Annotated in this window: 24 protein-coding genes; 13 read left to right on the top strand and 11 right to left on the bottom strand. The window is 60.4% G+C overall.

Going from position 1 to position 23925, the window contains the following annotated elements:
• Positions 1–17: 17 nt before the first annotated feature.
• Complete coding sequence (locus tag JTP94_RS30385) at positions 18–536, top strand: GNAT family N-acetyltransferase (protein ID WP_204854128.1); 519 nt, start codon at positions 18–20, stop codon at positions 534–536.
• A gap of 38 nt (positions 537–574) precedes the next feature.
• Positions 575–1054 carry a GNAT family N-acetyltransferase gene (locus JTP94_RS30380; RefSeq protein WP_204854127.1) on the top strand — a complete coding sequence of 160 codons (480 nt, stop codon included), beginning with the start codon at positions 575–577 and terminating at the stop codon, positions 1052–1054.
• 94 nt (positions 1055–1148) lie between these two features.
• Here JTP94_RS30380 and JTP94_RS30375 read toward each other — a convergent pair whose 3' ends face one another.
• The 8 genes from JTP94_RS30375 to JTP94_RS30340 all read right to left on the bottom strand — a co-directional run bounded on the left by JTP94_RS30375 (position 1149) and on the right by JTP94_RS30340 (position 7749).
• A complete protein-coding gene (locus tag JTP94_RS30375) occupies positions 1149–1769 on the bottom strand; it encodes a riboflavin synthase (RefSeq protein WP_034507641.1) in 621 nt (206 codons plus the stop codon).
• Complete coding sequence (gene ribD, locus JTP94_RS30370) at positions 1769–2878, bottom strand: bifunctional diaminohydroxyphosphoribosylaminopyrimidine deaminase/5-amino-6-(5-phosphoribosylamino)uracil reductase RibD (protein ID WP_204854126.1); 1110 nt, start codon at positions 2876–2878, stop codon at positions 1769–1771. Before ribD ends, JTP94_RS30375 begins: the two co-directional genes overlap by 1 nt.
• A gap of 2 nt (positions 2879–2880) precedes the next feature.
• Entirely contained in the window at positions 2881–3357 is a 477-nt protein-coding gene (nrdR, locus tag JTP94_RS30365; RefSeq protein WP_034507647.1) for a transcriptional regulator NrdR, read from the bottom strand.
• 9 nt (positions 3358–3366) lie between these two features.
• The gene (gene glyA / locus JTP94_RS30360) at positions 3367–4665 is read right to left on the bottom strand and encodes a serine hydroxymethyltransferase (protein WP_204854125.1); all 1299 of its coding nucleotides are present in this window, start codon (positions 4663–4665) and stop codon (positions 3367–3369) included.
• Between the two features lie 173 nt (positions 4666–4838).
• Positions 4839–6152, bottom strand: coding sequence for a murein L,D-transpeptidase (locus JTP94_RS30355; protein ID WP_204854124.1), 1314 nt, complete (start codon positions 6150–6152; stop codon positions 4839–4841).
• A 28-nt stretch (positions 6153–6180) separates the two neighbouring features.
• Complete coding sequence (locus tag JTP94_RS30350) at positions 6181–6435, bottom strand: hypothetical protein (protein ID WP_204854123.1); 255 nt, start codon at positions 6433–6435, stop codon at positions 6181–6183.
• Between the two features lie 224 nt (positions 6436–6659).
• A complete protein-coding gene (ldtR, locus tag JTP94_RS30345; protein ID WP_034508730.1) occupies positions 6660–7175 on the bottom strand; it encodes a transcriptional regulator LdtR in 516 nt (171 codons plus the stop codon).
• Between the two features lie 133 nt (positions 7176–7308).
• Positions 7309–7749 (bottom strand): DUF6163 family protein, encoded by a 441-nt coding sequence (locus JTP94_RS30340; protein ID WP_204854122.1) that lies wholly within the window; start codon positions 7747–7749, stop codon positions 7309–7311.
• Positions 7750–7894: 145 nt separating this feature from the next.
• Here JTP94_RS30340 and hemB point away from each other — a divergent pair, with 145 nt between their 5' ends.
• The 6 genes from hemB (at position 7895) to JTP94_RS30310 (ending at position 11977) form a co-directional block, all read left to right on the top strand.
• Positions 7895–8908 (top strand): porphobilinogen synthase, encoded by a 1014-nt coding sequence (hemB, locus tag JTP94_RS30335; RefSeq protein ID WP_204854121.1) that lies wholly within the window; start codon positions 7895–7897, stop codon positions 8906–8908.
• 88 nt (positions 8909–8996) lie between these two features.
• Positions 8997–9455 (top strand): RDD family protein, encoded by a 459-nt coding sequence (locus JTP94_RS30330; protein ID WP_204854120.1) that lies wholly within the window; start codon positions 8997–8999, stop codon positions 9453–9455.
• A gap of 183 nt (positions 9456–9638) precedes the next feature.
• Complete coding sequence (locus JTP94_RS30325) at positions 9639–10418, top strand: arginyltransferase (RefSeq protein WP_204854119.1); 780 nt, start codon at positions 9639–9641, stop codon at positions 10416–10418.
• Positions 10419–11300, top strand: a complete 882-nt coding sequence (locus tag JTP94_RS30320; protein ID WP_204854118.1) for a DMT family transporter — start codon at positions 10419–10421, stop codon at positions 11298–11300.
• Between the two features lie 66 nt (positions 11301–11366).
• Positions 11367–11588 (top strand): AbrB/MazE/SpoVT family DNA-binding domain-containing protein, encoded by a 222-nt coding sequence (locus tag JTP94_RS30315; RefSeq protein ID WP_204854117.1) that lies wholly within the window; start codon positions 11367–11369, stop codon positions 11586–11588.
• Entirely contained in the window at positions 11588–11977 is a 390-nt protein-coding gene (locus JTP94_RS30310) for a type II toxin-antitoxin system death-on-curing family toxin (protein ID WP_204854316.1), read from the top strand. Before JTP94_RS30315 ends, JTP94_RS30310 begins: the two co-directional genes overlap by 1 nt.
• A 92-nt stretch (positions 11978–12069) precedes the next feature.
• Here the strand turns inward: JTP94_RS30310 and parC are convergent, their stop codons facing one another.
• Entirely contained in the window at positions 12070–14328 is a 2259-nt protein-coding gene (parC, locus tag JTP94_RS30305) for a DNA topoisomerase IV subunit A (protein WP_204854116.1), read from the bottom strand.
• A 234-nt stretch (positions 14329–14562) separates the two neighbouring features.
• Here parC and JTP94_RS30300 point away from each other — a divergent pair, with 234 nt between their 5' ends.
• Complete coding sequence (locus JTP94_RS30300; RefSeq protein WP_204854115.1) at positions 14563–15750, top strand: hypothetical protein; 1188 nt, start codon at positions 14563–14565, stop codon at positions 15748–15750.
• A gap of 60 nt (positions 15751–15810) precedes the next feature.
• On the opposite strand, the gene JTP94_RS30295 is transcribed toward JTP94_RS30300, so the two are convergent.
• The gene (locus JTP94_RS30295) at positions 15811–16476 is read right to left on the bottom strand and encodes a TetR/AcrR family transcriptional regulator (protein ID WP_204854114.1); all 666 of its coding nucleotides are present in this window, start codon (positions 16474–16476) and stop codon (positions 15811–15813) included.
• A 66-nt stretch (positions 16477–16542) separates the two neighbouring features.
• Between JTP94_RS30295 and JTP94_RS30290 the strand changes: the two genes are divergently transcribed.
• Positions 16543–17712, top strand: a complete 1170-nt coding sequence (locus tag JTP94_RS30290; protein WP_204854113.1) for a serine hydrolase — start codon at positions 16543–16545, stop codon at positions 17710–17712.
• A 71-nt stretch (positions 17713–17783) separates the two neighbouring features.
• Here JTP94_RS30290 and aspS read toward each other — a convergent pair whose 3' ends face one another.
• Complete coding sequence (gene aspS, locus JTP94_RS30285; RefSeq protein WP_204854112.1) at positions 17784–19574, bottom strand: aspartate--tRNA ligase; 1791 nt, start codon at positions 19572–19574, stop codon at positions 17784–17786.
• 266 nt (positions 19575–19840) lie between these two features.
• On the opposite strand from aspS, the gene JTP94_RS30280 reads away from it, so the two are divergent.
• From JTP94_RS30280 to JTP94_RS30270, 3 genes are all read left to right on the top strand, one after another.
• The gene (locus tag JTP94_RS30280) at positions 19841–21232 is read left to right on the top strand and encodes a multicopper oxidase family protein (RefSeq protein ID WP_204854111.1); all 1392 of its coding nucleotides are present in this window, start codon (positions 19841–19843) and stop codon (positions 21230–21232) included.
• A 171-nt stretch (positions 21233–21403) separates the two neighbouring features.
• A complete protein-coding gene (rnd, locus tag JTP94_RS30275) occupies positions 21404–22549 on the top strand; it encodes a ribonuclease D (protein WP_204854110.1) in 1146 nt (381 codons plus the stop codon).
• A gap of 191 nt (positions 22550–22740) precedes the next feature.
• A complete protein-coding gene (locus JTP94_RS30270) occupies positions 22741–23793 on the top strand; it encodes an adenylate/guanylate cyclase domain-containing protein (RefSeq protein ID WP_204854109.1) in 1053 nt (350 codons plus the stop codon).
• Positions 23794–23925 lie beyond the last annotated feature (132 nt).

Raw genomic sequence — 23925 nt, 5'->3', positions numbered from 1 at the left:
AAAGATATCATACCCACATGACCATCATCCCGATATTGACGACTGAACGACTTTTGCTGCGCGGCCACAGGCTGGACGATTTCGACGAATTCACAGCTATCTGGAGACAGAAGGACCTTGTCCGCTTTATCGGCGGCGAGTCGCCCACGCGCGAGCAGATCTGGGCACGCCTGCTGCGCTATGCCGGCATGTGGCATTATCTCGGCTTCGGCTTCTTCGCCGTAGAGGAGCGCGCAAGCGGCATGCTCATCGGCGAGGTCGGCTTCCTCGATCTGCATCGCGACATGAGCCCGACGACGGAAGGCACGCTGGAAACGGGCTGGGGCATCACGCCGCCGATGCAGGGCAAGGGCTATGCCACGGAAGCCGTGACCGCGGCGATCGCCTGGGCGGACCAACAGTTCGCGGGGCGACGCATGACCTGCATCGTCGATCTGGAAAACAAGCCGTCACTGCGCATCGCAGAAAAGGTCGGCTTTCGCCGGATCGGCGAAGTGAACTACAAGGACAAGCCAAACGCCATGTTCGAACGATAGATGCGAAACCGGCCACCCTTCCAGAAAGTATGACGAAGATGGCTTCGCAGGAGCTCCTTTCGGTCAAGGCCTACGATCCGGCCGATGCGCAAGCCACGATCGACATTTTCCTCCGGGCCATTCGCGAGGTTGCGTCGAAGGACTACAATCCGGCGCAAATCGCTGCATGGGCGAAAGTCGATGACGTCGAGGTCTGGGCGCAATGGCGCGCGAGCCGGCCGACCTGGCTTGCAATGAACGGCTCCGTGGCAATCGGCTTTGCCGATCTTAAGGCGGACGGTTGCCTCGACATGATGTTCGTCCACCCCGATCATCAGGGCAAGGGTGTCGCCAGCCTGCTGCTTGCAACGGTGGTAGCAGCGGCCCGCAATCAGGACCTTCAGCGAATTTTCACGGAAGCCAGCCTGACTGCCCGCCCCTTCTTCGAACGACGCGGCTTTGTCGTGGTGGCTGCTCAGCAGGTGGAAAAGCGTGGGCAGACGCTGGCAAACTTTCTTATGGAAAAGACATTGGCGTAAAATAGCTGATCGGCGCGCCGACCGAAGCCGCTTGTGTCTACGGTCCGCCGAAAGGGTGCGCTCGTGGGCACCCTACTCTGCTGACCCACGACGCTCACTCTTGCCGAACAACCGGAAATTCCGCCAGCCGAGCGGCGTAGCGCGCCATGGTATCGACTTCGAAATTGACGAAGTCGCCCGCCTTGCGCTCGCCCCAGGTAGTAACTTCCAAGGTGTGGCGGATCAGGAGCACGTCGAAGTCCGTGCCATCGACGGCGTTGACCGTGAGCGACGTGCCGTCGAGCGCAATCGACCCCTTGGGCGCGACGAACTTGGCAAGATGCGCCGGCGCGCGCAGACGATAGCGGGTTGCATCGCCTTCCGCCGTCACGGAGAGAATTTCCGCCTTGCCGTCGACATGGCCGGAAACGATGTGGCCGCCGAGCTCGTCACCGATCTTCAGCGAACGTTCGAGATTGATCTTGGCTCCTGCTTCCCAGGTGCCGATGGTGGTCAGCCGCAGGGCTTCCTCCCAGGCCTCGACCTCGAACCAGCGTCCATTGCTGCCCTCTTGCGGCAGGCCGGTGACCGTCAGGCAAACGCCGGCATGGGAAATCGAAGCGCCCATGTCGATCGTTGCCGGATCATAGTTGGTGGCAACGCGCAGCTTGATGCCTTCCTTGAGCGGGGAAACGGATTCGACCGTGCCGAGATCGGTGACAATTCCGGTAAACATCAAAAACCTCTTTCGTATTCGTCGCAGCGATCGTCGCCGAACTGGCTCTCGCCGATATGCATGAAACTGGGTGGGATATTGGATTTGACGATCGGCGATTCAATACCGCCTTCGCCGATATCAGCCGGCCCCTGGAACAGCAGGATGCGGTCGACCAGATCAGCCTCGAGAAAACGCCGCGCGGTCTTCGCGCCGCCCTCGACCAGCAGCGAGGAAATCCCCCGCGTGCCCAAGGCTTCCAGCAACTCTCCCGGCTCGCCCGAATTGGACTGCAACACCTCGACGCCGGCGGCATCGAGAGCGGCACGGCGACCCAAAAAGGCGCTGTCGGTATTCTCGTCGAAGGGTGGCGGATGGCCGGCAACGGCGATGACCGGATATTGCCGCGCCGTCTTCACCAGCTTGCTGCCGAGTGGAAGCTGAAGGTCATCATCCATGACGATGCGCAACGGCGAGCGATCTTCAAGGCCGGGAAGCCGGCAGGTCAATTCCGGATCGTCCGCTATCGCCGTGCCGATGCCGACGAGAATGGCGTCGCTTTCGGCACGCAGCATCTGCACCTGGGCACGGGCGATATCGCCGGTGATGCGCACCTGCCCTTCGCCTGTCTTGCCGATCATGCCATCGGCGGAAATGGCAATCTTCAGAGTTACATAGGGCCGGTTTCTCGTCTGGCGCATGAGATAGCCTGCCAGAGATCGCTTGCCCTCTTCCTCCAGAATGCCGGTATCGACTTCAATGCCGGCGTCGCGCAGCATGTTGATGCCGCGGCCGGAAACGCGCTGGTCGGGATCCGTGACGCTGATGACGACGCGCGCGACGCCATAGGCGATCAGCGCCTCGGCACAAGGCGGCGTCTTGCCGTAATGCGAGCAGGGTTCGAGCGTCACGTAAGCCGTGGCACCCCTCGCAGCCTCGCTCGCCTCGGCCAGAGCCTGAGGCTCGGCATGCGGCCGGCCGCCCACGGCCGTGACACCACGGCCGATGACCACGCCATCCTTGACGACAAGGCAGCCGACGGACGGGTTGGTGGAGGTCAGCCCGAGATGCGTGCGCGACAGGCGGATTGCCGCAGCCATGAAACGCTCGTCCTCGGGCCGCAGCGTCATGGTCAGGGATCCAGCGGATCGAGGGCGATCTTGGCGTTGATCTCGTCGATCACGTGCTCGAAGTCTTCCGCATGGGAGAAATCGCGATAGACGGAGGCATAGCGCACGAAGGCGACATCATCGAGGCTCTTCAGCGCCTCCAGCACCTGGAGACCGATCTGCTCCGAACTGATTTCCGTTTCGCCCGAGCTTTCCAGGCGGCGGACGATGCCGGAAACGGCGCGTTCGATGCGGTCACGGTCGACCGGACGCTTGCGCAGGGCGATCTCGAAGGACCGCACCAGCTTGTCACGGTCGAAGAGCACCTTGCGGCCGGTTTTCTTGATGACCATCAGCTCGCGCAGTTGCACACGCTCGAAAGTCGTGAAGCGGCCTCCACAATCCGGACAGATGCGCCGCCGGCGGATGGAGGTATTATCCTCCGCCGGACGCGAATCCTTGACCTGGGTGTCTTCGGTACCGCAATAGGGGCAGCGCATGCGCCCTCCTCAGCCCATGTAGCCGTACATCGGGAAGCGGTCCGTGAGCTTGACCACCTTCTCGCGCACGGCAGCCTCGACGGCAGCATTGCCTTCATCGGAATTGGCAACCTTCAGACCATCGAGCACTTCGATGATCAGATTGCCGATTTCGCGGAATTCAGCCTCCTTGAAGCCGCGCGTCGTGCCGGCCGGGGTGCCGAGACGGACACCGGAGGTGACGAAGGGCTTTTCCGGATCGAATGGAATGCCGTTCTTGTTGCAGGTGACGTAAGCGCGGCCAAGGGCGGCCTCGGCGCGCTTGCCGGTAGCATTCTTTTTGCGCAGGTCGACCAGCATCAGATGGTTGTCGGTGCCGCCGGAGACGACGTCGACGCCACCGGAGATCAGCGTTTCGGCCAGCGTCTTGGCGTTCTTGACGATCTGCGCGGCATAATCCTGGAACTCCGGCTGCAGCGCTTCGCCGAGCGCCACGGCCTTGGCGGCGATGACATGCATCAGCGGGCCGCCCTGTAGGCCGGGGAAGACGGCCGAATTGAACTTCTTGGCCAGATCCTCATCATTGGTGAGGATCATGCCGCCGCGCGGGCCGCGGAGCGACTTGTGGGTCGTGGTCGTGGCGACGTGGCAATGCGGGAACGGCGACGGATGCTGGCCACCGGCGACGAGGCCGGCGATGTGGGCCATGTCGACCATAAGGTAGGCGCCGACGCTGTCGGCGATCTCGCGGAAGCGCTTCCAGTCCCAGATGCGGGAATAGGCGGTGCCGCCGGCGATGATCAGCTTCGGCTTGGTTTCCTCGGCCTTGCGCTGAACCGCTTCCATATCGAGCAGGTTGTCGCCTTCGCGCACGCCGTAGGAGACGACGTTGAACCACTTGCCGGACATGTTGACCGGCGAACCATGCGTCAGGTGGCCGCCCGAATTGAGATCGAGACCCATGAAGGTATCGCCGGGCTGCAGCAGCGCCAGGAACACGGCCTGGTTCATCTGCGAGCCGGAATTCGGCTGGACGTTGGCGAAGTTGACGCCGAACAGCTTCTTGGCACGCTCGATGGCAAGCTCTTCGGCGATATCGACGAACTGGCAGCCGCCATAGTAGCGCTTGCCCGGATAGCCTTCGGCATACTTGTTCGTCATGATCGAGCCTTGCGCTTCCAGCACGGCGCGCGAGACGATGTTTTCCGAGGCGATCAGTTCGATCTCATGCCGCTGGCGACCCAGTTCCTTGCCGATTGCGCCAAAGATTTCCGGATCGGTATCGGCAAGCGAGCGATTGAAGAAAGGTTCGGTGAACGGATTGGTCATCGTGAAAGCTCCTGAACGGGCCGGAACGGCAATGGAGTTGGTATTAGCGTCAGGGTCGCGCGAGAGCAATACGATCAGCGACATTTGCTGGGCATTCTACGCTGAGCAGCGCCTGCCAATGAAAAAGCCGCATCCGAGGACGCGGCTTCGATAACAATTGCTTGGAATGCCGATTACTGAACCGGCTGCTCCATGCCCTGGGTCGTGTCGAGCGCCAGCTCGGAATTGCCGTCGAGATTATAGATATCGTCGCGGAACTGCACGATACGGTCGGCAGCGCTCCAGGCTGAGATATAGACGAAATAAACAGGCACTTCCGTCGCCAGCGTGATCGGCGTGTTGACGCGGGTGGAGATGACCTGCTCGATATGCTGGCGCGGCCAGCCCGGAGTTTCGGTCAGCAGCCAGGTCGCCAGATCGCGCACGTTCTGAACGCGGACACAGCCCGAGCTATCGAAACGCATCAGCTTGTTGAACAGGCCCTGTTCAGGCGTGTCGTGCATGTATTCGTTGTTGGGGTTATGGAAGTTGATTTTCGTGGACGCCATGGCGTTCGTCTTGCCCGGGTCCTGGCGAAACATCAGGTCCGGCGCCTTGTCCGAATTCCAGTCGATCGTCTCCGGCGCAACTTCCTGGCCCTTGCCGTCGAGAAGACGGATGTTGCTCCTTGTTAGGTAGGTCGGATCCTTCCGCATGAGCGGCATGATGTCCTTGATGATGATGGAGCGCGGCGCCGTCCAGTAGGGGTTGAGGATGACCTCGTAGATCTTTGAATTGATGATGTGCGTCGGCCGCGTTTCCCGGCCGACGATCGCCTCGTGACGTAGCGCCACCTGGCCATCCTGCACGGCTTCGACACGGGTTGCCGGGATATTGACCATGACGTGACGGCGGCCAAGGTCAGACGGGAAGGTCTGAAGGCGAACGAGGTTGGTATTCAGCTGCTGCAGGCGGACATTGGCGGGAATGTTCATCGCCTTCAGCGTGAAATCGCCAATGACGCCATCCGGCGGAAGACCGTGGCGGGCCTGGAAACGCTTGACGGCACCATCGACATAGGAATCGAAGGACGAAGAAATACCTGCCTCGCGCGGCAGATCACCAGTGACCATCAGATGCTGGCGCAAAGACTGCACGGCCGGATCGGTAGCGCCAAGCTGCAGCGACTGCTGGCTCGTCGGATTGATCTGCGGCCAGCCGCCATTGGCAACGATGCCCTGATACTGGGCAATCGCCTGCTGAATGTTCGGTACGGAATCGGGGCCGAGGATTGGCGTGTTCGACTGGACGGCGGCGGCCGTGCGTGCAGCAGCCTTGGCGTCGAACTGGTCGTCCCAATTGCCGCGAGAACGGTCGTTGATCAGCGCCTCCAGCGGAGTGGCGTTTTGCGCGAGGGCCGGTGCAGCCAATGCGGCAGCGCCAAAAGTTACGGCCGACCGCAGGAAAGAGCGGCGCGAGAAGGGTTCAATTCCGTTTTTCTTCGACATATCCCAACCGTTCAGCGCTGCGATCCAATTATACGCAGCCTAGAGAGGAAGCAGTAAATAGCGCGGCTCGCGCCAAGTAACGCAGCTCAGTATCAATCCGTTCCCCTAAAGCACCATCAAAAACTTCACCACGAACTATCACAATATTGCGAAGCGAAGGCACAGGAGGATCGAGATTTGAGAACGCCGCTTGCCGTCGATTTCCGCTGTCATAGCAATATGGCCAATTCGTGTCGCCCGGCATGAAACTTGCCTTGCCGTACTGACGCAACAGAAGAGTCATATTGCAATTGCTAAAATACCACAGAATAAGCGTGGTTCATAACGTGTCTTCACCTGCCGTCAATGGTACAACCGCTTTGCACGGCACATGCGATACAAGGTGAAGAGCGGTCGTGGCAAAAAGCGCACAATTGCGGGGTCGACGACGAGTTCAAGCCGGACGCGCAGGGAACGTGTCCGGCTTGTTTTTACTGGAAGGCCTTACGGTTGATCCATCGCCGCTGCTTACAGGCGATACAGGATCTGGTCGTTCCAGAAGCGGTCGAGGCGCTGCAGGAGCTTGTTCATCTGGGTGAACTCGTCCGTGCCGATGCCGCCGACCTTGTCGATCGAGCCAATATGGCGCTCATAGAGCTTGGCAACGGTTTCGGCGATGTCCTGGCCCGTTTCCGTCAGGCTGATGCGGACCGAGCGACGGTCGATGCGCGAGCGCTGATGGTTGATGAAGCCGAGATCGACCAGCTTCTTGACGTTGTAGGAAACGTTGGAGCCGAGGTAGAAACCGCGCGAGCGCAGCTCGCCGGCCGTCAGCTCGGAATTGCCGATGTTGAAGAGGAGCAGCGCCTGGACGGCGTTGACATCGTCGCGACCCTGGCGGTCGAACTCGTCCTTGATCACATCGAGGAGACGACGGTGCAGACGCTCCACCAGGTGAAGGGATTCCATGTACAGGCCCCGGATGTCATCAACCTGCTGATCCCGAGCATTCGAAACTGCCTGCGGCTTGATTTTCGTGTTCATCATGACTTGGCCTCACTCTGTTTTGTTTGGCGGTGTCGTTTTCTTCCCGCCTTGAGTGAGACCCTATCGAATACACATAAAATTCTACTTAAACTGCAGGCTTAACAGCATCTTACCGCGAAGTCTTGGTGTCTCAAGGTAAATCAACCATTACCTGCTGCCGCCGGCGACGCCGTTTCTCCTGCCACAAAAGGATGCGGAACAGGCAATAAAGCACGGCCACGCAGACATGCAAGATCATGATCAACGGATTGGATCCGAATATCTCCGGCCAGACGCCGTACATCAATCCCTGGCCGCCCGCGGCCAGCACCCAGATGACCGGACCCCACGATACCGTCAGCCACAATCCGAGCGCGGCGACGGGGAAAACGACGGCAAGCCCGGCGCCTGCGACCTTCCAGGGCAGATCGAGCAGATCGAAGCGCGCATGGCCGTCAAGCGAATAGCCGACCAGCATCGCCCAATATTGCAGGCCGAGCCAGAGACAGGCGATCGCAATCAGCCGCAGGAACAGCACGAACAGGATGTCCGTCAGCGAATTCTTGGGTACGGTCGAAGAATCAGGTTCCATGCGCGAACAATACGTAGGAGGCGCTCGCCTCGCCAGAGCGATCTTGGCTGCGGCCTTTCGCCGGGTTTTGAATCCTGGGGACAGCGTGATAGGTACGCTGCCCATATAATAAGGCCATAAATAGACGAAGAAGGATGGCGGCATCATGGAGAACAAGACGCACCTCGTTGATGAGATCACCGGACATCGGCGCATGCGACGCAACCGCAAGGCCGATTGGACCCGACGCCTGGTGCAGGAAAACAGGCTGACCGTCGACGATTTGATCTGGCCGATCTTCCTGATCCCCGGTACCGGCATCGTCGAGCCGATCCCTGCCATGCCCGGCGTCAACCGCATGACCGTGGACAAGGCGGTGGAGGCGGCAAAGGAAGCAGCCGATCTCGGCATTCCGGCGCTTGCCACCTTCCCGAACATCGAGATGGAACTGCGCGACGAAACAGGCTCGAACAGCCTCGAGAAGAACAATCTCATCAACCTTGCCAGCGCGGCGATCAAGAAGGCCGTGCCGAATATCGGCGTCATCACCGATGTCGCCCTCGACCCCTTCACCAGCCATGGCCATGACGGCATCCTGCGCGGCAGCGAGATCGTCAACGACGAGACGGTCGAGCAGGTCGCGCGCGCGGCCGTCTATCAGGCCGATGCCGGCGCCGACATCATCGCGCCTTCGGAGATGATGGACGGACGCATCGGCGCGATCCGCCAGGCGCTTGATGCCGCCGGCCATCAGGGCGTCGGCATCATGAGCTATGCGACGAAGTTCAGCTCGGCCTTCTATGGCCCCTACCGCGAAGCCATTTCCACCGGCGGCCTGCTGAAGGGCGACAAGAAGACCTATTATATCGACCCGGCAAACGGCACCGAAGCCGTGCGCGACGCAGCCCTCGACGTCGAGGAAGGCGCCGACATGCTGATGGTCAAGCCGGGCCTGCCCTACCTCGATATCTGTTGGCGGCTGAAGGAGGCGTTCGGCCTTCCGACCTTCGCCTATCAGGTCTCCGGCGAATACGCGATGATCAAGGCCGCGGCCGCCAACGGCTGGATCGACGGCGACAGAGTGATGCTCGAGACCCTGCTTGCCTTCAAGCGCGCGGGCTGCGACGGCATCCTCACCTATTTCGCGATGGATGTGGCGAGGCACCTGGCAAAGAAATAGTTTCAAGCCACACGCCGGCCATACGCTTATTGTATTTGCCGGACCTCATACCATATGCTCTGCAAATGTTTCCTAAGGAGGAAAAGAGATGAGCCTGAACCCTAGCCCGCTTTATGCAGCACCGGACGACTGGCGCGCCTATAGTGGCGTGCTGAGCCGGCGCATCTTCGCCTTCATCGTCGACTATATCGTCGTCGCCCTGCTCTGCATCCCGGCGGCCGTCGTGCTGTTCTTCCTATCGATCCTGACGTTCGGGCTCGGTTTCTTCCTTTATCCGGCGCTGTTCATCATCGTTGCCGGCCTCTATTTCGGCTGGACGCTCGGCGGCACCTATCAGGCCTCGCTCGGCATGCGCGCGATGGGCTTGACCATGGTGCGCGTCGATGGCCGGCGGATGGATTTCCTGACTGCGATCGTCCACCTGGCGCTGTTCTGGATACTCAACTCCGTCCTGACGCCGCTTATTCTGCTGGCGGGCCTCTTCACCGATCGCAGCCGCCTGGTGCACGACCTGTTACTCGGCACGGTCATCGCCCGTACGGCATAAAACGGGGCGCCGGCCGCAACATAAGATTCGATCCCTGCGGAGCCTGTTGGCCCGCAGGAACATGCTTTTACGTATGGTCAATTAGGAAACTGTGTTCTTTACCGAAGGACGTAGTTGACGTTTTCTAAACTTGGGCCATGCTTGTAAAAAACCGGTGCCGGCAAAAGGGGCAATCAACGGCAGATGAATACGCAGTCGACGCCATCTCCGCAGTTTTACCTGACGGCACCCGCTGCCTGTCCGTATTTGCCGCACGAGATGGAACGCAAGGTCTTCACGCACCTTGTCGGCCCGCGCGCTGCCGAGATGAACGATATTCTGACCCAAGGCGGCTTCCGTCGTTCTCAAAACATCGCCTATCGCCCCGCCTGCGAAGCCTGCCGGGCCTGCATATCGGTGCGCATTCTCGCTCAAGAGTTCGAAGCCAGCCGCTCGATGAAGCGAGTGCTGTCAACGAATAGCGACGTCATCGCCACAGAATTTCCGGCACAGCCCTCAAGCGAGCAATATTCCCTCTTCCGCCGTTATCTCGACTATCGACATCAGCAGGGCGGCATGTCCGACATGACCGTGCTGGACTATGCCATCATGGTCGAGGACACGCACGTCAACACCCGCATCATCGAATATCGCAGGCGCGAGGAAGGCTCGGGCCTGGAGCAACGCCCGAAAGGCGAGCTATTGGCGGCGGCGTTGACCGACGTGATGAGCGACGGGCTGTCGATGGTCTATTCCTACTTCAATCCCGATCACGACCAGCGATCGCTCGGCACGTTCATGATCCTCGATCATATCAAGCGGGCGAAGGCGCTCGGGCTGCCGCATGTCTATCTCGGCTATTGGGTCAAGGGCTCCCGCAAGATGGACTACAAGACACGTTTCCAACCGCAGGAACATCTCACGCCGCGCGGCTGGGAGCGTTTCGATCCTGCCACGGACGCCGACGACGGCAGCCCCCGCTGAATGTTCCCCAATCTCTCCGATCACAGGAAGGGCCTGTTGCTGACCACGTTCGGCGGCCTGGCCTTGTCGATGGATATACCGTTGATCCGGCTTTCCAGCGGCGATGTGTGGTCGGTGCTGTCGGCACGCAGCCTGGCGACGATCGTCGTGGCGCTGACCGCCCTTGTGGTCATCCGACGCGTTACCGGCTCGTTGCGAAGCGTGTTGCCGGGCTGGCTCGGGCTTCCTGTCGGCCTCTTCTACGGCCTGACGACGATCACCTTTCTTCTCGCCGTCTATTACACGACAGCGGCGAATGTGGTGTTTATCATCGCGCTCAATCCGATGTTCACCGCACTTCTCTCGTGGATCTTCCTCAAGGAGCGCCCGGCCCTTTCGACTTTCGTCACCATGGCCGTCATGCTTCTGGGCGTCGGCCTGATCGTTGGGGACGGCATGGAGGGCGGTCATCTGCTGGGCGATGCGCTTTCCGTGCTGGCGTCGTTCTCCATCGCCTGCGCCATCACCATCGGCCGCGCCTCGCGGCGGGATATGGGCTTCGCATCGCTGCTATCGGCTGTCATTCCGGCCGCAGCCGGGCTTTATCATCTCGTTCCCTCGGGCTTTTCCATCGACCATCCCGGCTGGATCCTTCTCGATGGCGCGGTGCTGATGCCGCTCTCCTTCTGGTGCCTTGCGACAGGCACGCGCTTTCTTTCGGCGCCGGAAGTGGCGATGTTCTATCTGCTGGAAACGATCCTGGCGCCGATCTGGGTCTGGCTGATCTTTGCCGAAGCACCGACCGACATGGCTCTGGCCGGCGGGGCCATACTGATCCTCGCGCTCGGCGCCCATTCGCTTTGGCAGGCGCGGGTCAGGACCCGAGCGGCGATCGCCGGATGATGCGCTCAGGTTGATATCCCCGCTCCCCAATGTTATAACTTCGTTATTACATTGGGGAGTTGAGATATGAACGTCGTCATCCGCAAGATCGGCAATTCCGAAGGGGTTATTATTCCGAAGGAGGTTCTCGACCAGCTAGGGCTCGGTGCTGGCGATACGTTGGAACTCAGCTTGAAGGATGGTGGATTGCTGATGCAGCCAACCGACGCGGACTTTGCCCGTCAGATGGAACATGCGCAGCGGTTCATGGATCAGTACAAAGTGGCACTCAAGAAGCTGGCTGAATGATGCCGGTTCTTTTCCTGACAAGAGCACTCATCGAGCAGCTGCACGAGATACAGATCAAGCGGTTTGGCGGCTCCTACGGACTGCGAGACGAAGGTATCCTCGAATCCGCCTTGGCACGCCCGATTAATAAGGCCCAGTACGGCACTGAAGATATTATCGAGCTAGCGGCAGCCTATCTATTTGGCTTGGTGAAAAACCACGCATTCGTCGATGGCAACAAGCGCATCGCTATTGTTGCGGCCGCGGTCTTTCTCATGGACAACGGCTACAGAATTCAGACAACAGACGCCAACCTCTACAGTTTCGTCGTTGCCGTGGCCGCCGGAGAGATTGATGAAGAAGGCGCGACACGTTTCCTACGTGACGTCTGCATCCCCTATATCGATTGATCCCTGACGCACCACCCGGCCCTTTGCTAAGGGGCGTTCGTCGCTGCAATCGACCCACCGGGTCGATTGCACGGGCTTCGCCCGATCGCTACTTACCCTGAAAACTTACCGCTTCTGGGGAAGCCCTTCGGTACCGGCCGGCCGGCGCCGGCGCGGTCGCCCAGCCATTCCACCAGCTCGTCCCTGGTCTTGGTGAAGGTCCGACCGGCACTGTCTTCCCATGTCAGCCCGTCGGCAATGGCGAAGCACCTGATGTCAGCGACACCGCCATCCTTGTAGCGTTGCAGGCGCACGCCCTTGCCGCGCGACATTTCGGGCACCTGCGACAGCGGGAAGATGACCATCTTGCGGTTCTCTCCGACTACGGCGGCGTGATCACCGGAGATCGAAACCAGAAGCTTCGTCTCGTCCGGATAGGACACGTTCATGATCTGCTTACCCTTGCGGGTATTGGCGACCAGTTCCGCCTCGGGCACGATGAAGCCGTTGCCTGAGGTCGAAGCGATCAGTTGCTTGCGATGCGGATCGTGGACGAAGGCCGTCAGCACGTCCTGATCGTTCTCCATGTCGACCATGATGCGCAGCGGCTCGCCATGGCCGCGGCCGCCGGGCAGCTTGTCGCCGCCGAGCGTATAGGCCTTGCCGCCCGTCGTGATAATCAGGATCTTGTCCGTCGTCTGCGCCGGGAAGGCTACCTTCGGCCCATCGCCCTCCTTAAAGGTGAGCGAAGACGTATCGGAAATGTGGCCCTTCAGGGCGCGGATCCAGCCCTTTTCCGAGACGACGACTGTGATCGGCTCCTTCTCGATCATCGCCTGCTGGATCGCGGCGTCGTCGGCCTCGGGCGCCTCGGCGAACTGCGTGCGGCGACGGCCGATCTCGGTTGCCTTGGCGAATTTCTTCTTCACCTCGCCGATTTCCCAGGCGACCGTCTGCCACTGCTTCTCTTCCGAGGCGAGCAGCGATTCTATATCGGTCTTTTCCTTGGTCAGGCCGTCGAACTCCTTGCGGATCTCGAACTCTTCCAGCCTGCGCAAGGAGCGCAGCCGCATGTTGAGGATCGACTCGACCTGATTGTCCGTGAGCCCGAACCGCTCCATCATGACAGGCTTCGGCTCATCCTCCTCGCGGATGATGGCGATGACCTCGTCGATGTTGAGGTAAGCGATCAGGAAACCGCTGAGGATTTCCAGGCGTTTCTCGATGGCGGCGAGCCGGAAGCGCGAACGACGCAGCAATACTTCGCGGCGATGATCGAGCCATTCCTTCAGCACCTCGTTCAGCGCCATGACCTTCGGGATACGGCCCATGGACAGAACGTTCATGTTGAGCGGGAAGCGGCTTTCCAGCTCGGTCAGCTTGAACATCGATTCCATCAGGATCGTCGCATCGACGGTGCGGCTCTTCGGGATCAGGACAACGCGGATGTCCTCGGCGGATTCATCGCGGATGTCCTCGAGCAGCGGCAGTCTGCGCGCCAGCATCAACTCCGCGATCTTCTCGATCAGCCGCGACTTCTGCACCTGGAACGGAATTTCCGTGACGACAATCTGGTAGCCACCGCGGCCAAGATCCTCGATCTCCCATTTGGAGCGAACGCGGAAACCGCCACGGCCGGTCTTGTAGCTTTCGATGATGCTCCGGCGATCGTCGATAATGATACCGCCGGTCGGAAAGTCCGGGCCGGGAATATATAGCTCCACCAGTTTCTCGACGGTGGCTTCGCGATCCTTGATCAGATGCAATGCCGCGTCGCAGAGCTCATGGGCGTTGTGCGACGGAATGGAGGTGGCCATGCCGACGGCGATACCGGAAGAGCCGTTGGCCAGCAGATTCGGGAAGGCGCCCGGCAGAACGACGGGTTCGGAATTCGACTCGTCGTAGGTATCGCGAAAATCGACCGCATCCTGATCGATGCCTTCGAGCAACAGCTCGGACACCGCCGTCATCTTGGATTCGGTATAGCGCATCGCGGCCGGGCTATCGCCGTCGATATTGCCGAAATTGCCCTGGCCGTTCACAAGTGTGTAGCGCTGCGAGAAATCCTGCGCCAGACGCGCCAGCGCATCATAGATCGATTGGTCGCCATGCGGGTGATAGTTACCCATCACTTCGCCGACGATCTTGGCGCATTTGCGGAAGGCCGAATTGGGACGCAATCCCATCTCGCTCATCGCATAGACGATACGGCGATGCACCGGCTTCAGGCCGTCGCGGACGTCCGGAAGCGCGCGGTGCATGATCGTCGACAAGGCATAGGCCAGGTAGCGCTCTTCGAGCGCGGCCTTCAGGTCGACCGGAAGGATGCTGTCGTCATCGCCGCCGCCAGGCGGTAAAAGATTTTGTCCCATGGTCCTTGACTATCGAAGATACCGATTCCCGGCAAGAAATCCGCTGAAAGCACCTGTGGATGAAGCCCGTTCAACGCGCGTTGCGATGCCGAAACAGACATATTTTTGCTGCACTCGCTCGCAACCTCATTGTCATTGGAATTTTAGAAAAAGACCAATATAAAACACCGCGGTACACGCTCAATCTGTACGCCCCGCCTACAACACCACCCGGCTCAAAGAGGAAACGCCATCATGACTTTCTATCGGACAACGCGGCTGATGCTGTGCAGCGCCGCAATCTTGTCTATCGCCAGCTCGGCCTTTGCGCTTGATGGCAACGACCTCCTGAAGAAGATCAACGATGTCTACGGACAGCAAGGCGGCTCGATTGCCGCTGACGGCGTCGACATCGACGGCACCACGGTGACGCTGAAAGGTGCCAGCTTCAAGGCGACAGGGATGCAGGACAGCGTTCCGCTGGGCGACGTCACCATGAGCGACGTTGAAGAGGAAGACGGCGGCTACACGATCGGCGAAGTCGCCTTTCCGGATGTCGATATCGATAAGGATGGTGTCGCCATCGCCGCCGCCGATCTCACGCTGAGCGGCGTCGAAGTTCCGGCCGATGCAACCAAGGGCGATCTCGGCTCGCTGCTGTTCTACAAGAGTGCGCATGCAGGCGCCTTGTCCGTCACCAAGGACGGCGCCCAGGTGTTCTCGATCGAGAACGCCGACGCCACGATGACCAAGCGCGACGACAAGTCGGGCCTCGACTTCGATGCCAAGATCAATGGCGTCAAGGCCGACCTCAGCAAGGTCGACGACCCGAAAGCCAAGGATGCGATCGCCGCGCTCAACCTGCAGGAGATCAATGGCGCGATCGCCATGAAGGGCAGCTGGGCGATCGGCCCGGGCACGATCGACATCACCGAATATTCCTTCGATTTCAAGGATATCGGCAAGCTCAACCTGGCCTTCAGCATTTCCGGCTACACGCCTGCCTTCGCCAAGTCGATGCAGGATGCGCTGAAGACGGTACGCGCCAATCCGAACCAGCAGGAAGCGCAGCAATCGGCCGGTCTCGCCATGCTGGGCCTTCTCCAGCAGCTGACCTTCAACAGCGCCCAGATCCGCTTCGACGACGCGTCGATCACCGCCCGCGCGCTTGATTTCGCCGGCAAGCAGCAGGGCGTCACCGGCAAGCAGTTGGCCGATACTCTGAAGGCGATGACGCCGATCATGATGGCACAACTCAACGTTCCGGAACTGCAGAACGCCGTGTCTACGGCTGTCAGCGCCTATCTCGACAATCCGAAGAGCCTGACGGTTACCGCCGCTCCGGGCAAGCCGGTTCCGGTGCCGATGATCATCGGTGCCGCCATGGGCGCCCCGCAGTCGATCCCGCAGGTCATCGGCCTCAAGGTTTCGTCGAACGACTGATTGATCCTTCATTGAACGATATCAAAACCCGGCGATCCCGATCGCCGGGTTTTTCGTTTTCTATCGAAGGTCGCCCATTTGGGCGGGCTGGTGCTTCCGAAGCTCGCTGGTCGCATGCGCGATCATGGCAAGCAGCTCGTCCGTAGTAGCGCCGTCCCGCGCCTGAACGGACATGCCCTGCACGATCGCCCCCAGAAAGCGCGCAAGCGAGCGCGCATTGGTATCCGGCCTCATATCGCCCTCCGCCATGCCGCGTTCGATCCTTGTCACAAACACATCCAGCGTCTGCAGGCGCATCGACGAGACATGGTGGGCGATCGGTTCGTTCTCCTCGGCGCAATTCAGCACCGCCGTCGATATCATGCAGCCCTTCGGATGTTCCGGCGCCGTGAAGATCTTTGCGGAGTTCGTGAGGAAGCGCTCGAAGGCGGTCACCGTATCCACTTTCGCCTCAAATGGATTGCCGGGCTCAGGCCGGGGCATGCGCCGATACTGCTCGAGCGTCTCGCGGTAAAGCTCCGCCTTCGAGCCGAAGGCCGCGTAGAGGCTTTGTGGCGTGATCCCCATCGTAGCTGTCAGATCGGCGATGGAGGAGCCGTCATAGCCATGCTTCCAGAACGTGTCCCGCGCCGCGGCAAGAACCGTTTCGCGATCGAAGGCGGGCGGGCGCCCGCGCTTGCGCGGTGAAGAATTTTCCGTCTCTTTTGTATTTTTCACAGTGGTCACTCTAGAAATATTTCTCGATCTGGTTTATTCAGGAATGGTCAATGTGATTATAGAAGGTTTCGCCCCATGAGTCTTCCCCTTGAAAATACTTCTCCAACGCGTCTCGGCCCTCTCGCCATCAACGTCGATGCCGCAATCAATGCGGCACTGGACGACAAGCGGCTGGTCGGAACAGTGGTCCTGATCGCCCGCGACGGCGAACTGGTCTATCGCCGCGCCGCCGGCCTGGCGGATCGTGAAAACAATGTGGCCATGCGAGAGGACACCATATTCCGCCTCGCCTCCATCACCAAGCCGATCGTCGCCATCACCGCCATGCGGCTTGTCGAACAGGGTCGGATAGGGCTCGACGATCCGATAACGAAATGGCTGCCTGATTTCCGGCCACGGCTGCCGGATGGGACCGAGGCGGTCATTCGCATCCACCACCTGCTGACACATACATCGGGACTGGGCTACGCATTCGCCGAGGAAGAGGGCGGTCCCTATCACCGCGCCGGCGTATCCGATGGCATCGGTGAACCGGGCCTTTCGCTTGCCGAAAACCTGAGGCGCATCGCAAGCGCACCCCTGCGCTTCGCACCCGGAGAAGGCTGGCAATATTCGCTGGCGATGGATGTGCTCGGCGGCATCATCGAAAAGGAAACTGGTAGCAGCCTCGATGAGGCCGTGGCGGAACTGGTTACAGGGCCGCTTGGCCTTGTCGACACCGTTTTTTCCGTGCGCGACCGAAGCCGCCTTGCCGCTCCCTATATGAACGGTTCCTCGCAACCAGAGCGGATGGGAGACGAGGCGTTGGTGCCCATGCCCGAAGGCTTCATTCGGTTCGCGCCGGATCGCATACTCGATCCCGCCTCCTACCAGTCGGGCGGCGCAGGCATGGCCGGGACAGCAGACGATGTGCTCACCATCCTGGAAACAGCGCGCAAGGGCGGCGCGCCGCTCCTGTCAGGCGAGACGGTCAAAATCATGATGGCGGATCAGGCGGGTGGGCATATGCAGCCGCTGATGCCGGGTTTCGGTTTCGGTTACGGCTGGTCCGTCGTTACCGATCCGGCAGCCGCCGGCGCCCCTTTCTCAGCCGGCACAATAAGATGGGGCGGTGTGTACGGGCACAGCTGGTTTGTCGATCGGGAAAAAGGACTGACGGTCGTTGCCCTGACCAACACCGCGCTCGAAGGCATGTGGGGGCAATTCACTCTCGACCTTCGCGACGCGATCTACGCTGCCCTCTAGTCTCTTCCAAAACACGAAAAACCCGGCGATTTCGGTTGCCGGGTTTTGTATTTCACCAAGCTTTAGGCAGCTTAGTCCTTCTTCACCGGCGGCACCGGGCGGATGGCCAGTTCGCGCAGCTGCGTCGGCGTTGCTGCCGACGGGGCGCCCATCAGAAGATCCTGCGCCTGCTGGTTCATCGGGAACAGCGAGATCTCGCGCAGATTCTTGGCGCCGACCAGCAGCATGACGATACGGTCGATACCGAAGGCGGCACCACCATGCGGAGGCGCACCGTACTGGAAGGCGCGGTAGAGGCCGCCGAAGCGCTCCTCGACGTCAGCCTGGCTGAGGCCGACCTTTTCGAAGGCGGCAACCATCGTCTCCGGCGACTGATTACGGATCGAGCCCGAAGCGATTTCGAAGCCGTTGCAGACGGCATCGTACTGGAAGGCCTTAATCGTCAGCGGATCCTGGTTCTGCAGCGCCTCAAGGCCGCCCTGCGGCATCGAGAACGGGTTGTGAGCGAAATCGATCTTCTTTTCTTCCTCGCTCCATTCGAAGAACGGGAAGTCAACGATCCAGCACAGCTCGAAACGGTCGCGATCGATCAGGTTCAGCTCGTCGGCGGCGCGGTTACGGGCCTCGCCGGCAAACTTGTAGAACTTTGAGGGGTCGCCGGCAACGAAGAAGCAGGCATCGCCGTCGTCAAGGCCAAGCTGGGTGCGGATCGCATCGGTGCGTTCCTCGCCGATGTTCTTGGCAAGCGGGCCGGCGCCCTCGAGCTTTTCGCCTTCCTTGCGCCAGAAGATGTAGCCGAGACCCGGCTGGCCCTGGCTCTGCGCCCAGGCGTTCATGCGGTCGCAGAACGCACGCGAACCACCGGTCTTGGCCGGGATGGCCCAGACTTCGACCTTCGGGTTGGAGGCGATCATGTTGGCGAAGACCTTGAAGCCGGAGCCGGCGAAATGCTCGGTCACCGCTTCCATGATGATCGGGTTGCGCAGGTCCGGCTTGTCCGAGCCATACTTGCGAATGGCAACGTCATAGGGAATGCGCGGCCATTCCTTGGTGACCGGCTTGCCGTCGGCGAATTCCTCGAACACCTGGGTCATCAGCGGTGCCATCGTGTCCCAGACGTCTTCCTGAGTGACGAAGCTCATTTCGAGGTCGAGCTGGTAGAATTCGCCCGGCAGACGGTCGGCACGCGGGTCTTCGTCACGGAAGCACGGCGCGATCTGGAAGTAGCGGTCGAAACCGGCGACCATCAGCAGCTGCTTGTACTGCTGCGGCGCCTGCGGCAGCGCGTAGAAGGTGCCGGGATGGATGCGGCTCGGCACGAGGAAGTCGCGCGCGCCTTCCGGCGACGAGGCCGTGAGGATCGGCGTCGTGTATTCGGTAAAGCCGACCTCGCCCATGTGGCGGCGCATCGAGGAGATGACCTGCGTGCGCTTGACGATGTTCCTGTGCAGCGTGTCGCGGCGAAGGTCGAGGAAGCGATACTTCAGGCGCACGTCTTCCGGGTAATCCGGCTCACCGAAAACAGGCAGCGGCAATTCCTTGGCGGCGGAGAGCACTTCGATCTCCTGCGCGTAAAGCTCGATCTCGCCGGTCGGCATGGTCTTGTTGACGGTATCGTCCGTGCGCGCCTTCACCAGGCCGTCGATGCGGATGACCCATTCGCCGCGCACGGTTTCAGCGAGCTTGAAGGCGGGAGAATCGGGGTCGGCGACGACCTGGGTGATGCCGTAGTGATCGCGCAGGTCGATGAACAGCACGCCGCCATGATCTCGGACGCGATGAACCCAGCCGGAAATACGGACAGTCGAACCGACGTCGGACTTGCGCAGGGCGGCGCATGTGTGGCTGCGATAGCGATGCATAATTATATATCCTGGACTTGGCGGGCCGCGGCAAAAGGACATGCAAGCCCCTCGCCTGCCGACGAGAAAATCGGGCGGAAAAGCGCATGGCGCGCCCGATTTGTCAAGGCTCGAACGCCGGAAGTCGACTTAAAGCTGTTTCATCCGCCGCCTATCCCGACACCCGCAAGTAGCCGCTGCGGCAGTTTGGCTACCTCAGCGCTATTGCTGAATGCCAAGGTCAACTTTAAACAGGCATGCATATCTCGTTGCCCCCGGAGCCCGGCATGCCGATCCTTACCCGTCGCAATCTCTTGAAAGCTTCCGCCGTCGCTGGCGCTTACGGTGTCGGTATCGGTATCGCCAGCAGGTTTGCCGACAAAGCGGTGGCGGCCGAGCCGCGCGTGCTGAAGACCGCCAAGATCCAGGCCAGTCTGACGGATGGCGGGCCGACCAGGGACGTCCTGACCTATGGCGACGGCGGTATGCCGCCTGTCGTGCACATGAAAAAGGGCGAGGCCTTTGCCGCCCGCCTGATCAACGGCATTGACGATCCGACGACGATCCATTGGCACGGCATCCGGCTTCCCAACGATATGGACGGCGTGCCCTTCCTCACCCAGCCCTACGTCTATACCGGCGATCATTTCGATTATGCCTTCACGCCGCCCGATGCCGGCACCTTCTGGTATCACCCGCACTGCAATACGCTGGAGCAGATGGGTCACGGCATGACCGGCGTGATCGTCGTGGAGAATCCCAAGGATCCGGCATTCGATTCGGAAGTGGTGCTCAATCTGCGCGATTGGCGGCTGGGCGGCGACGGCCAGTTCATCGCGCAGTTCCGCCCGCGCGATGCGGCCAAATCCGGCACCTACGGAACGGTACGAACAGCAAACTGGCAGCAACAGCCGCAATATGACGCTCCCTCCGGCGGCCTGGTGCGCCTGCGCATTGCGATTACCGATGTCACGCGCATCTATTCCTTCCGCATGGATGGTGCCGAGGCGACCGTGATCGCCATCGACGGCAATCCGGTGCCGCAGCGCTTTCCGCTGGATCTTTTGCAGCTGGGGCCGGGTCAGCGACTGGAGCTGGCGGTGCGCATGCCCGATAGCGAGGGAGCGATCGTCAAGCTCGAGGATATCAAAGGCACCGACCCGAGGGTGCTGGCGACGCTGCGCTCGGTGGGCAGCTCGCTGAAACGCGACGTCCGCGATCTAGCGACGCTGGAAGACAATCCGGTAAAGAAGGCCGATCTGGGCTCGGCAACCCACATTCCGTTGATCCTCAGCGCCACGGCCGAGAATACGGCTGATAACAGCATCTGCGGCTCACTCGGCTACAGCTTCTGGGCGATCAACAAGGTACCGTGGCCGGGCGACACGCCCGATCCGACCGCGCCGCTTGCCGAGCTGAAGCTGGGCAAGAGCTATGTCATCGACATGGAGAACGTGACGCCGCATAGCCATCCCATTCATCTGCACGGGATGAGCTTCACGGTCATCTCCTCCTCGACGCGGCAGGTGCAGCCGTTCGTGTCCGACACCTATCTGATCCAGCCGGACGAAAAAGTGCAACTGGCGTTCGTCGCCGACAATCCTGGCGATTGGCTGCTGCATTGCCATATCATCGAGCATCAGAAGACCGGCATGACCAGCTACGTGCGCGTGGCCTAGGGTAAGGCCGCAAACCATTTTCGATCCGGATTGCGCGGTCGAAACGGCATCGCTCCGGATAATTTCAACCAAAAGCGAAATGCGGCAAGAGCTTTGTCCGCGAAAGTATTGACATATCCGGCTGAAAGGAGAAGGAAGTTAAGCAACTGTTTTACCGATGAATGTGTTGAGATGATCGAAACTACCGCCCAATTGGAGGCGGCCTGCCAAGAGCTGGCCAAGTCGGAATTCATTACCATCGATACCGAATTCCTGCGAGAAACGACCTTCTGGCCGGAGCTGTGTTTGATACAGATGGCGAGCCCGACGACCGAGGTGCTGGTCGACCCACTGGCCAAAGGGCTGGACCTTCAGCCGTTTTTCGAGCTGATGGCCAATCCGGCTGTGCTGAAGGTTTTTCACGCCGCGCGCCAGGACATTGAAATCATCTTCCATCGCGGCAATCTCATTCCGCATCCGATCTTCGACACGCAAGTCGCCGCAATGGTTTGCGGCTTCGGCGATTCCGTCTCGTACGACCAGCTCGTCAGCCGCATCAAGAATGTTCATATCGACAAATCCTCGCGCTTCACGGATTGGAGCCGGCGACCACTCTCGGAAAAGCAGCTCGACTACGCGCTCGCCGATGTGACCCATCTGCGCGACGTCTACCTTTCGCTCGACGAGCAGCTGAAGCGCGAAGGCCGTGCCTCCTGGCTGCAGGAGGAAATGGCAATTCTTGAGGCGCGCGAGACCTACGACCTGCACCCCGACGATGCCTGGCAGCGCCTGAAGATGCGGTTGCGCAAGCCGCAGGAACTGGCAATCCTCAAATATGTGGCGGCATGGCGCGAACGCGAGGCGCGTGCGCGCAATGTTCCTCGTGCCCGCGTGCTGAAGGACGACGCGATCTATGAAATCGCTCAGCAGCAGCCGAAGGACAGCGAAGCACTTGCCCGGCTGCGCACCATCCCGAAAGGCTGGGAGCGTTCGACTGCCGGCGCGGCCGTGATCGAGGCGATCAATGAAGCCCTGGCGCTGCCAAAGTCCGACATGCCGCATCCGCCGCGCCATCAGCAGGCTCCGGAAGGCACGGCTGCCGCAGCCGAACTGCTGAAGGTTCTGTTGAAACTGATCGCCGAAAAGCACGGCGTCGCGCCGAAGGTGATCGCCAACAGCGAAGACCTCGACAAGATCGCAGCCGAAGGCGAGAACGCCGAGGTTGCCGCGCTCACCGGCTGGCGACGCGATCTCTTCGGCGAAACGGCCTTGCAGCTGATTCAAGGCCAGGTGGCCCTGCGTTTCGTTGGAAAGCGGGTCGAGACAGTCGCACTTTAGTCGCGACATTGTCCTTCCCCATCGCGCCGCGATTGCGTATGATTCGCGGACGGAGATGCTGGCCGCCATCACGATTGCGCCGCAAATCTCGTGGAATGAACGTCTGATGTAGTCGTTATATTCGATGACGCACAGGTGTTGCCGACGCAGTCCCGCGTCGATAACGGGCGTCCTTCTCGGCGGAAAAGTGAATGGGCATTCTCCATTCGATACGCAACTGGATCCTGACGGGGCTGCTCGTCGCCTCGACCGGTGTTATCTATGGCAAGGTATTCTTCCCGGAATCGCCTGGATATATCGGCGCGATCTTCGCGTTGTTCTGCGGCATGCCGCTGCTCGCCTTCGAACGCCGCATGATCCTGCCGCGGCTGAATGTGTGGATGCATCGCCTGCCGACGCCGGCCTTCATCATCTCGGCTCTCATCGTCGATTTCGCCTTGATCGGCCTCGGCTATGCGACGGCCGGAAGTCTGCTCAAAATTTTCGGCGCGATTACCGGCACCTGGAAAGATGTCACGCTGCTGAAAATCGACGTCTATCTCTATGCAGTGGTAGTGACGGCCGCGATCATCTTCGTCGGCCGCGTGCGGGAATTGCTTGGCCGCGACGTCTTTCTCAGCCTCCTGACCGGCAGGTATCGCAATCCTGTGCAGGAGGAGCGCGTCTTCTTGTTCGTGGACCTCGTCGGGTCGACGGCTTTTGCCGAGGAACACGGTGATCTGAAAACGCAGGAGTTTCTGGGTGCCATCTTCAGCGCGATTGCCGAACCCGTCAGGCGACACAAGGGGGCAATCGACGATTATATCGGCGATGCCGCCATCATCACCTGGCCGCTTCGCCGCGGCATCAAGAATGCCAATTGCGTGCGCTGCGTTTTCAGTATCCTCGCGGATATTGAGGCGAACGCGGAGATGTGGTTGAAATCATATGGCCGGGTGCCGCGCCTGAGGGCCGCCTTGCATGGCGGCGGTATCGTCACGGCGGAAATCGGCGTCGACCATCACAAGATCGCCTATTTCGGCGACACGGTGAACATCGCCTCCCGGCTGGAGCAGCTCTGCAAGACGCTGGAGCGCCAGGTGCTGATTTCGAGCGACCTTGCCAGACGGCTGGAGCTTCCCGAGACGATCATCAAAGAGGAACTCGGCGAGCATGCCGTTCGCGGACGCGATCAGCACCTCGGCGTCATCGCGCTTCACACGCAAAGTCGACAGGCGCTCAAGGCGGCGCGCGGAGGATTGTAAGTAATACAAGGCATCAACTGTATTTTCAGCATCGAGGCACGCCTGAGCTTCACATCCTATGGGTTGTTCACAGTCACCAAATCTTCACCTAAGCGTTAATTCGTCGACATGGCTCGCCTGTTAAGCGGGATT

It is taken from the genome of Martinezella lusitana (genome assembly GCF_016901135.1).
Taxonomy (GTDB): domain Bacteria; phylum Pseudomonadota; class Alphaproteobacteria; order Rhizobiales; family Rhizobiaceae; genus Rhizobium; species Rhizobium lusitanum_D.
This window is presented reverse-complemented; position numbering and strand designations above follow the sequence as displayed.

What these genes read in the sequence shown, in the direction of transcription:
- JTP94_RS30385 (WP_204854128.1), top strand. Translation starts at nt 18, where the DNA reads ATGACCATCATCCCGATATTGACGACTGAACGACTTTTGCTGCGCGGC.
- JTP94_RS30380 (WP_204854127.1), top strand. Translation starts at nt 575, where the DNA reads ATGGCTTCGCAGGAGCTCCTTTCGGTCAAGGCCTACGATCCGGCCGAT.
- JTP94_RS30375 (WP_034507641.1), bottom strand. Translation starts at nt 1,769, where the DNA reads ATGTTTACCGGAATTGTCACCGATCTCGGCACGGTCGAATCCGTTTCC.
- ribD (WP_204854126.1), bottom strand. Translation starts at nt 2,878, where the DNA reads ATGACGCTGCGGCCCGAGGACGAGCGTTTCATGGCTGCGGCAATCCGC.
- nrdR (WP_034507647.1), bottom strand. Translation starts at nt 3,357, where the DNA reads ATGCGCTGCCCCTATTGCGGTACCGAAGACACCCAGGTCAAGGATTCG.
- glyA (WP_204854125.1), bottom strand. Translation starts at nt 4,665, where the DNA reads ATGACCAATCCGTTCACCGAACCTTTCTTCAATCGCTCGCTTGCCGAT.
- JTP94_RS30355 (WP_204854124.1), bottom strand. Translation starts at nt 6,152, where the DNA reads ATGTCGAAGAAAAACGGAATTGAACCCTTCTCGCGCCGCTCTTTCCTG.
- JTP94_RS30350 (WP_204854123.1), bottom strand. Translation starts at nt 6,435, where the DNA reads ATGACTCTTCTGTTGCGTCAGTACGGCAAGGCAAGTTTCATGCCGGGC.
- ldtR (WP_034508730.1), bottom strand. Translation starts at nt 7,175, where the DNA reads ATGAACACGAAAATCAAGCCGCAGGCAGTTTCGAATGCTCGGGATCAG.
- JTP94_RS30340 (WP_204854122.1), bottom strand. Translation starts at nt 7,749, where the DNA reads ATGGAACCTGATTCTTCGACCGTACCCAAGAATTCGCTGACGGACATC.
- hemB (WP_204854121.1), top strand. Translation starts at nt 7,895, where the DNA reads ATGGAGAACAAGACGCACCTCGTTGATGAGATCACCGGACATCGGCGC.
- JTP94_RS30330 (WP_204854120.1), top strand. Translation starts at nt 8,997, where the DNA reads ATGAGCCTGAACCCTAGCCCGCTTTATGCAGCACCGGACGACTGGCGC.
- JTP94_RS30325 (WP_204854119.1), top strand. Translation starts at nt 9,639, where the DNA reads ATGAATACGCAGTCGACGCCATCTCCGCAGTTTTACCTGACGGCACCC.
- JTP94_RS30320 (WP_204854118.1), top strand. Translation starts at nt 10,419, where the DNA reads ATGTTCCCCAATCTCTCCGATCACAGGAAGGGCCTGTTGCTGACCACG.
- JTP94_RS30315 (WP_204854117.1), top strand. Translation starts at nt 11,367, where the DNA reads ATGAACGTCGTCATCCGCAAGATCGGCAATTCCGAAGGGGTTATTATT.
- JTP94_RS30310 (WP_204854316.1), top strand. Translation starts at nt 11,588, where the DNA reads ATGCCGGTTCTTTTCCTGACAAGAGCACTCATCGAGCAGCTGCACGAG.
- parC (WP_204854116.1), bottom strand. Translation starts at nt 14,328, where the DNA reads ATGGGACAAAATCTTTTACCGCCTGGCGGCGGCGATGACGACAGCATC.
- JTP94_RS30300 (WP_204854115.1), top strand. Translation starts at nt 14,563, where the DNA reads ATGACTTTCTATCGGACAACGCGGCTGATGCTGTGCAGCGCCGCAATC.
- JTP94_RS30290 (WP_204854113.1), top strand. Translation starts at nt 16,543, where the DNA reads ATGAGTCTTCCCCTTGAAAATACTTCTCCAACGCGTCTCGGCCCTCTC.
- aspS (WP_204854112.1), bottom strand. Translation starts at nt 19,574, where the DNA reads ATGCATCGCTATCGCAGCCACACATGCGCCGCCCTGCGCAAGTCCGAC.
- JTP94_RS30280 (WP_204854111.1), top strand. Translation starts at nt 19,841, where the DNA reads ATGCCGATCCTTACCCGTCGCAATCTCTTGAAAGCTTCCGCCGTCGCT.
- rnd (WP_204854110.1), top strand. Translation starts at nt 21,404, where the DNA reads ATGATCGAAACTACCGCCCAATTGGAGGCGGCCTGCCAAGAGCTGGCC.
- JTP94_RS30270 (WP_204854109.1), top strand. Translation starts at nt 22,741, where the DNA reads ATGGGCATTCTCCATTCGATACGCAACTGGATCCTGACGGGGCTGCTC.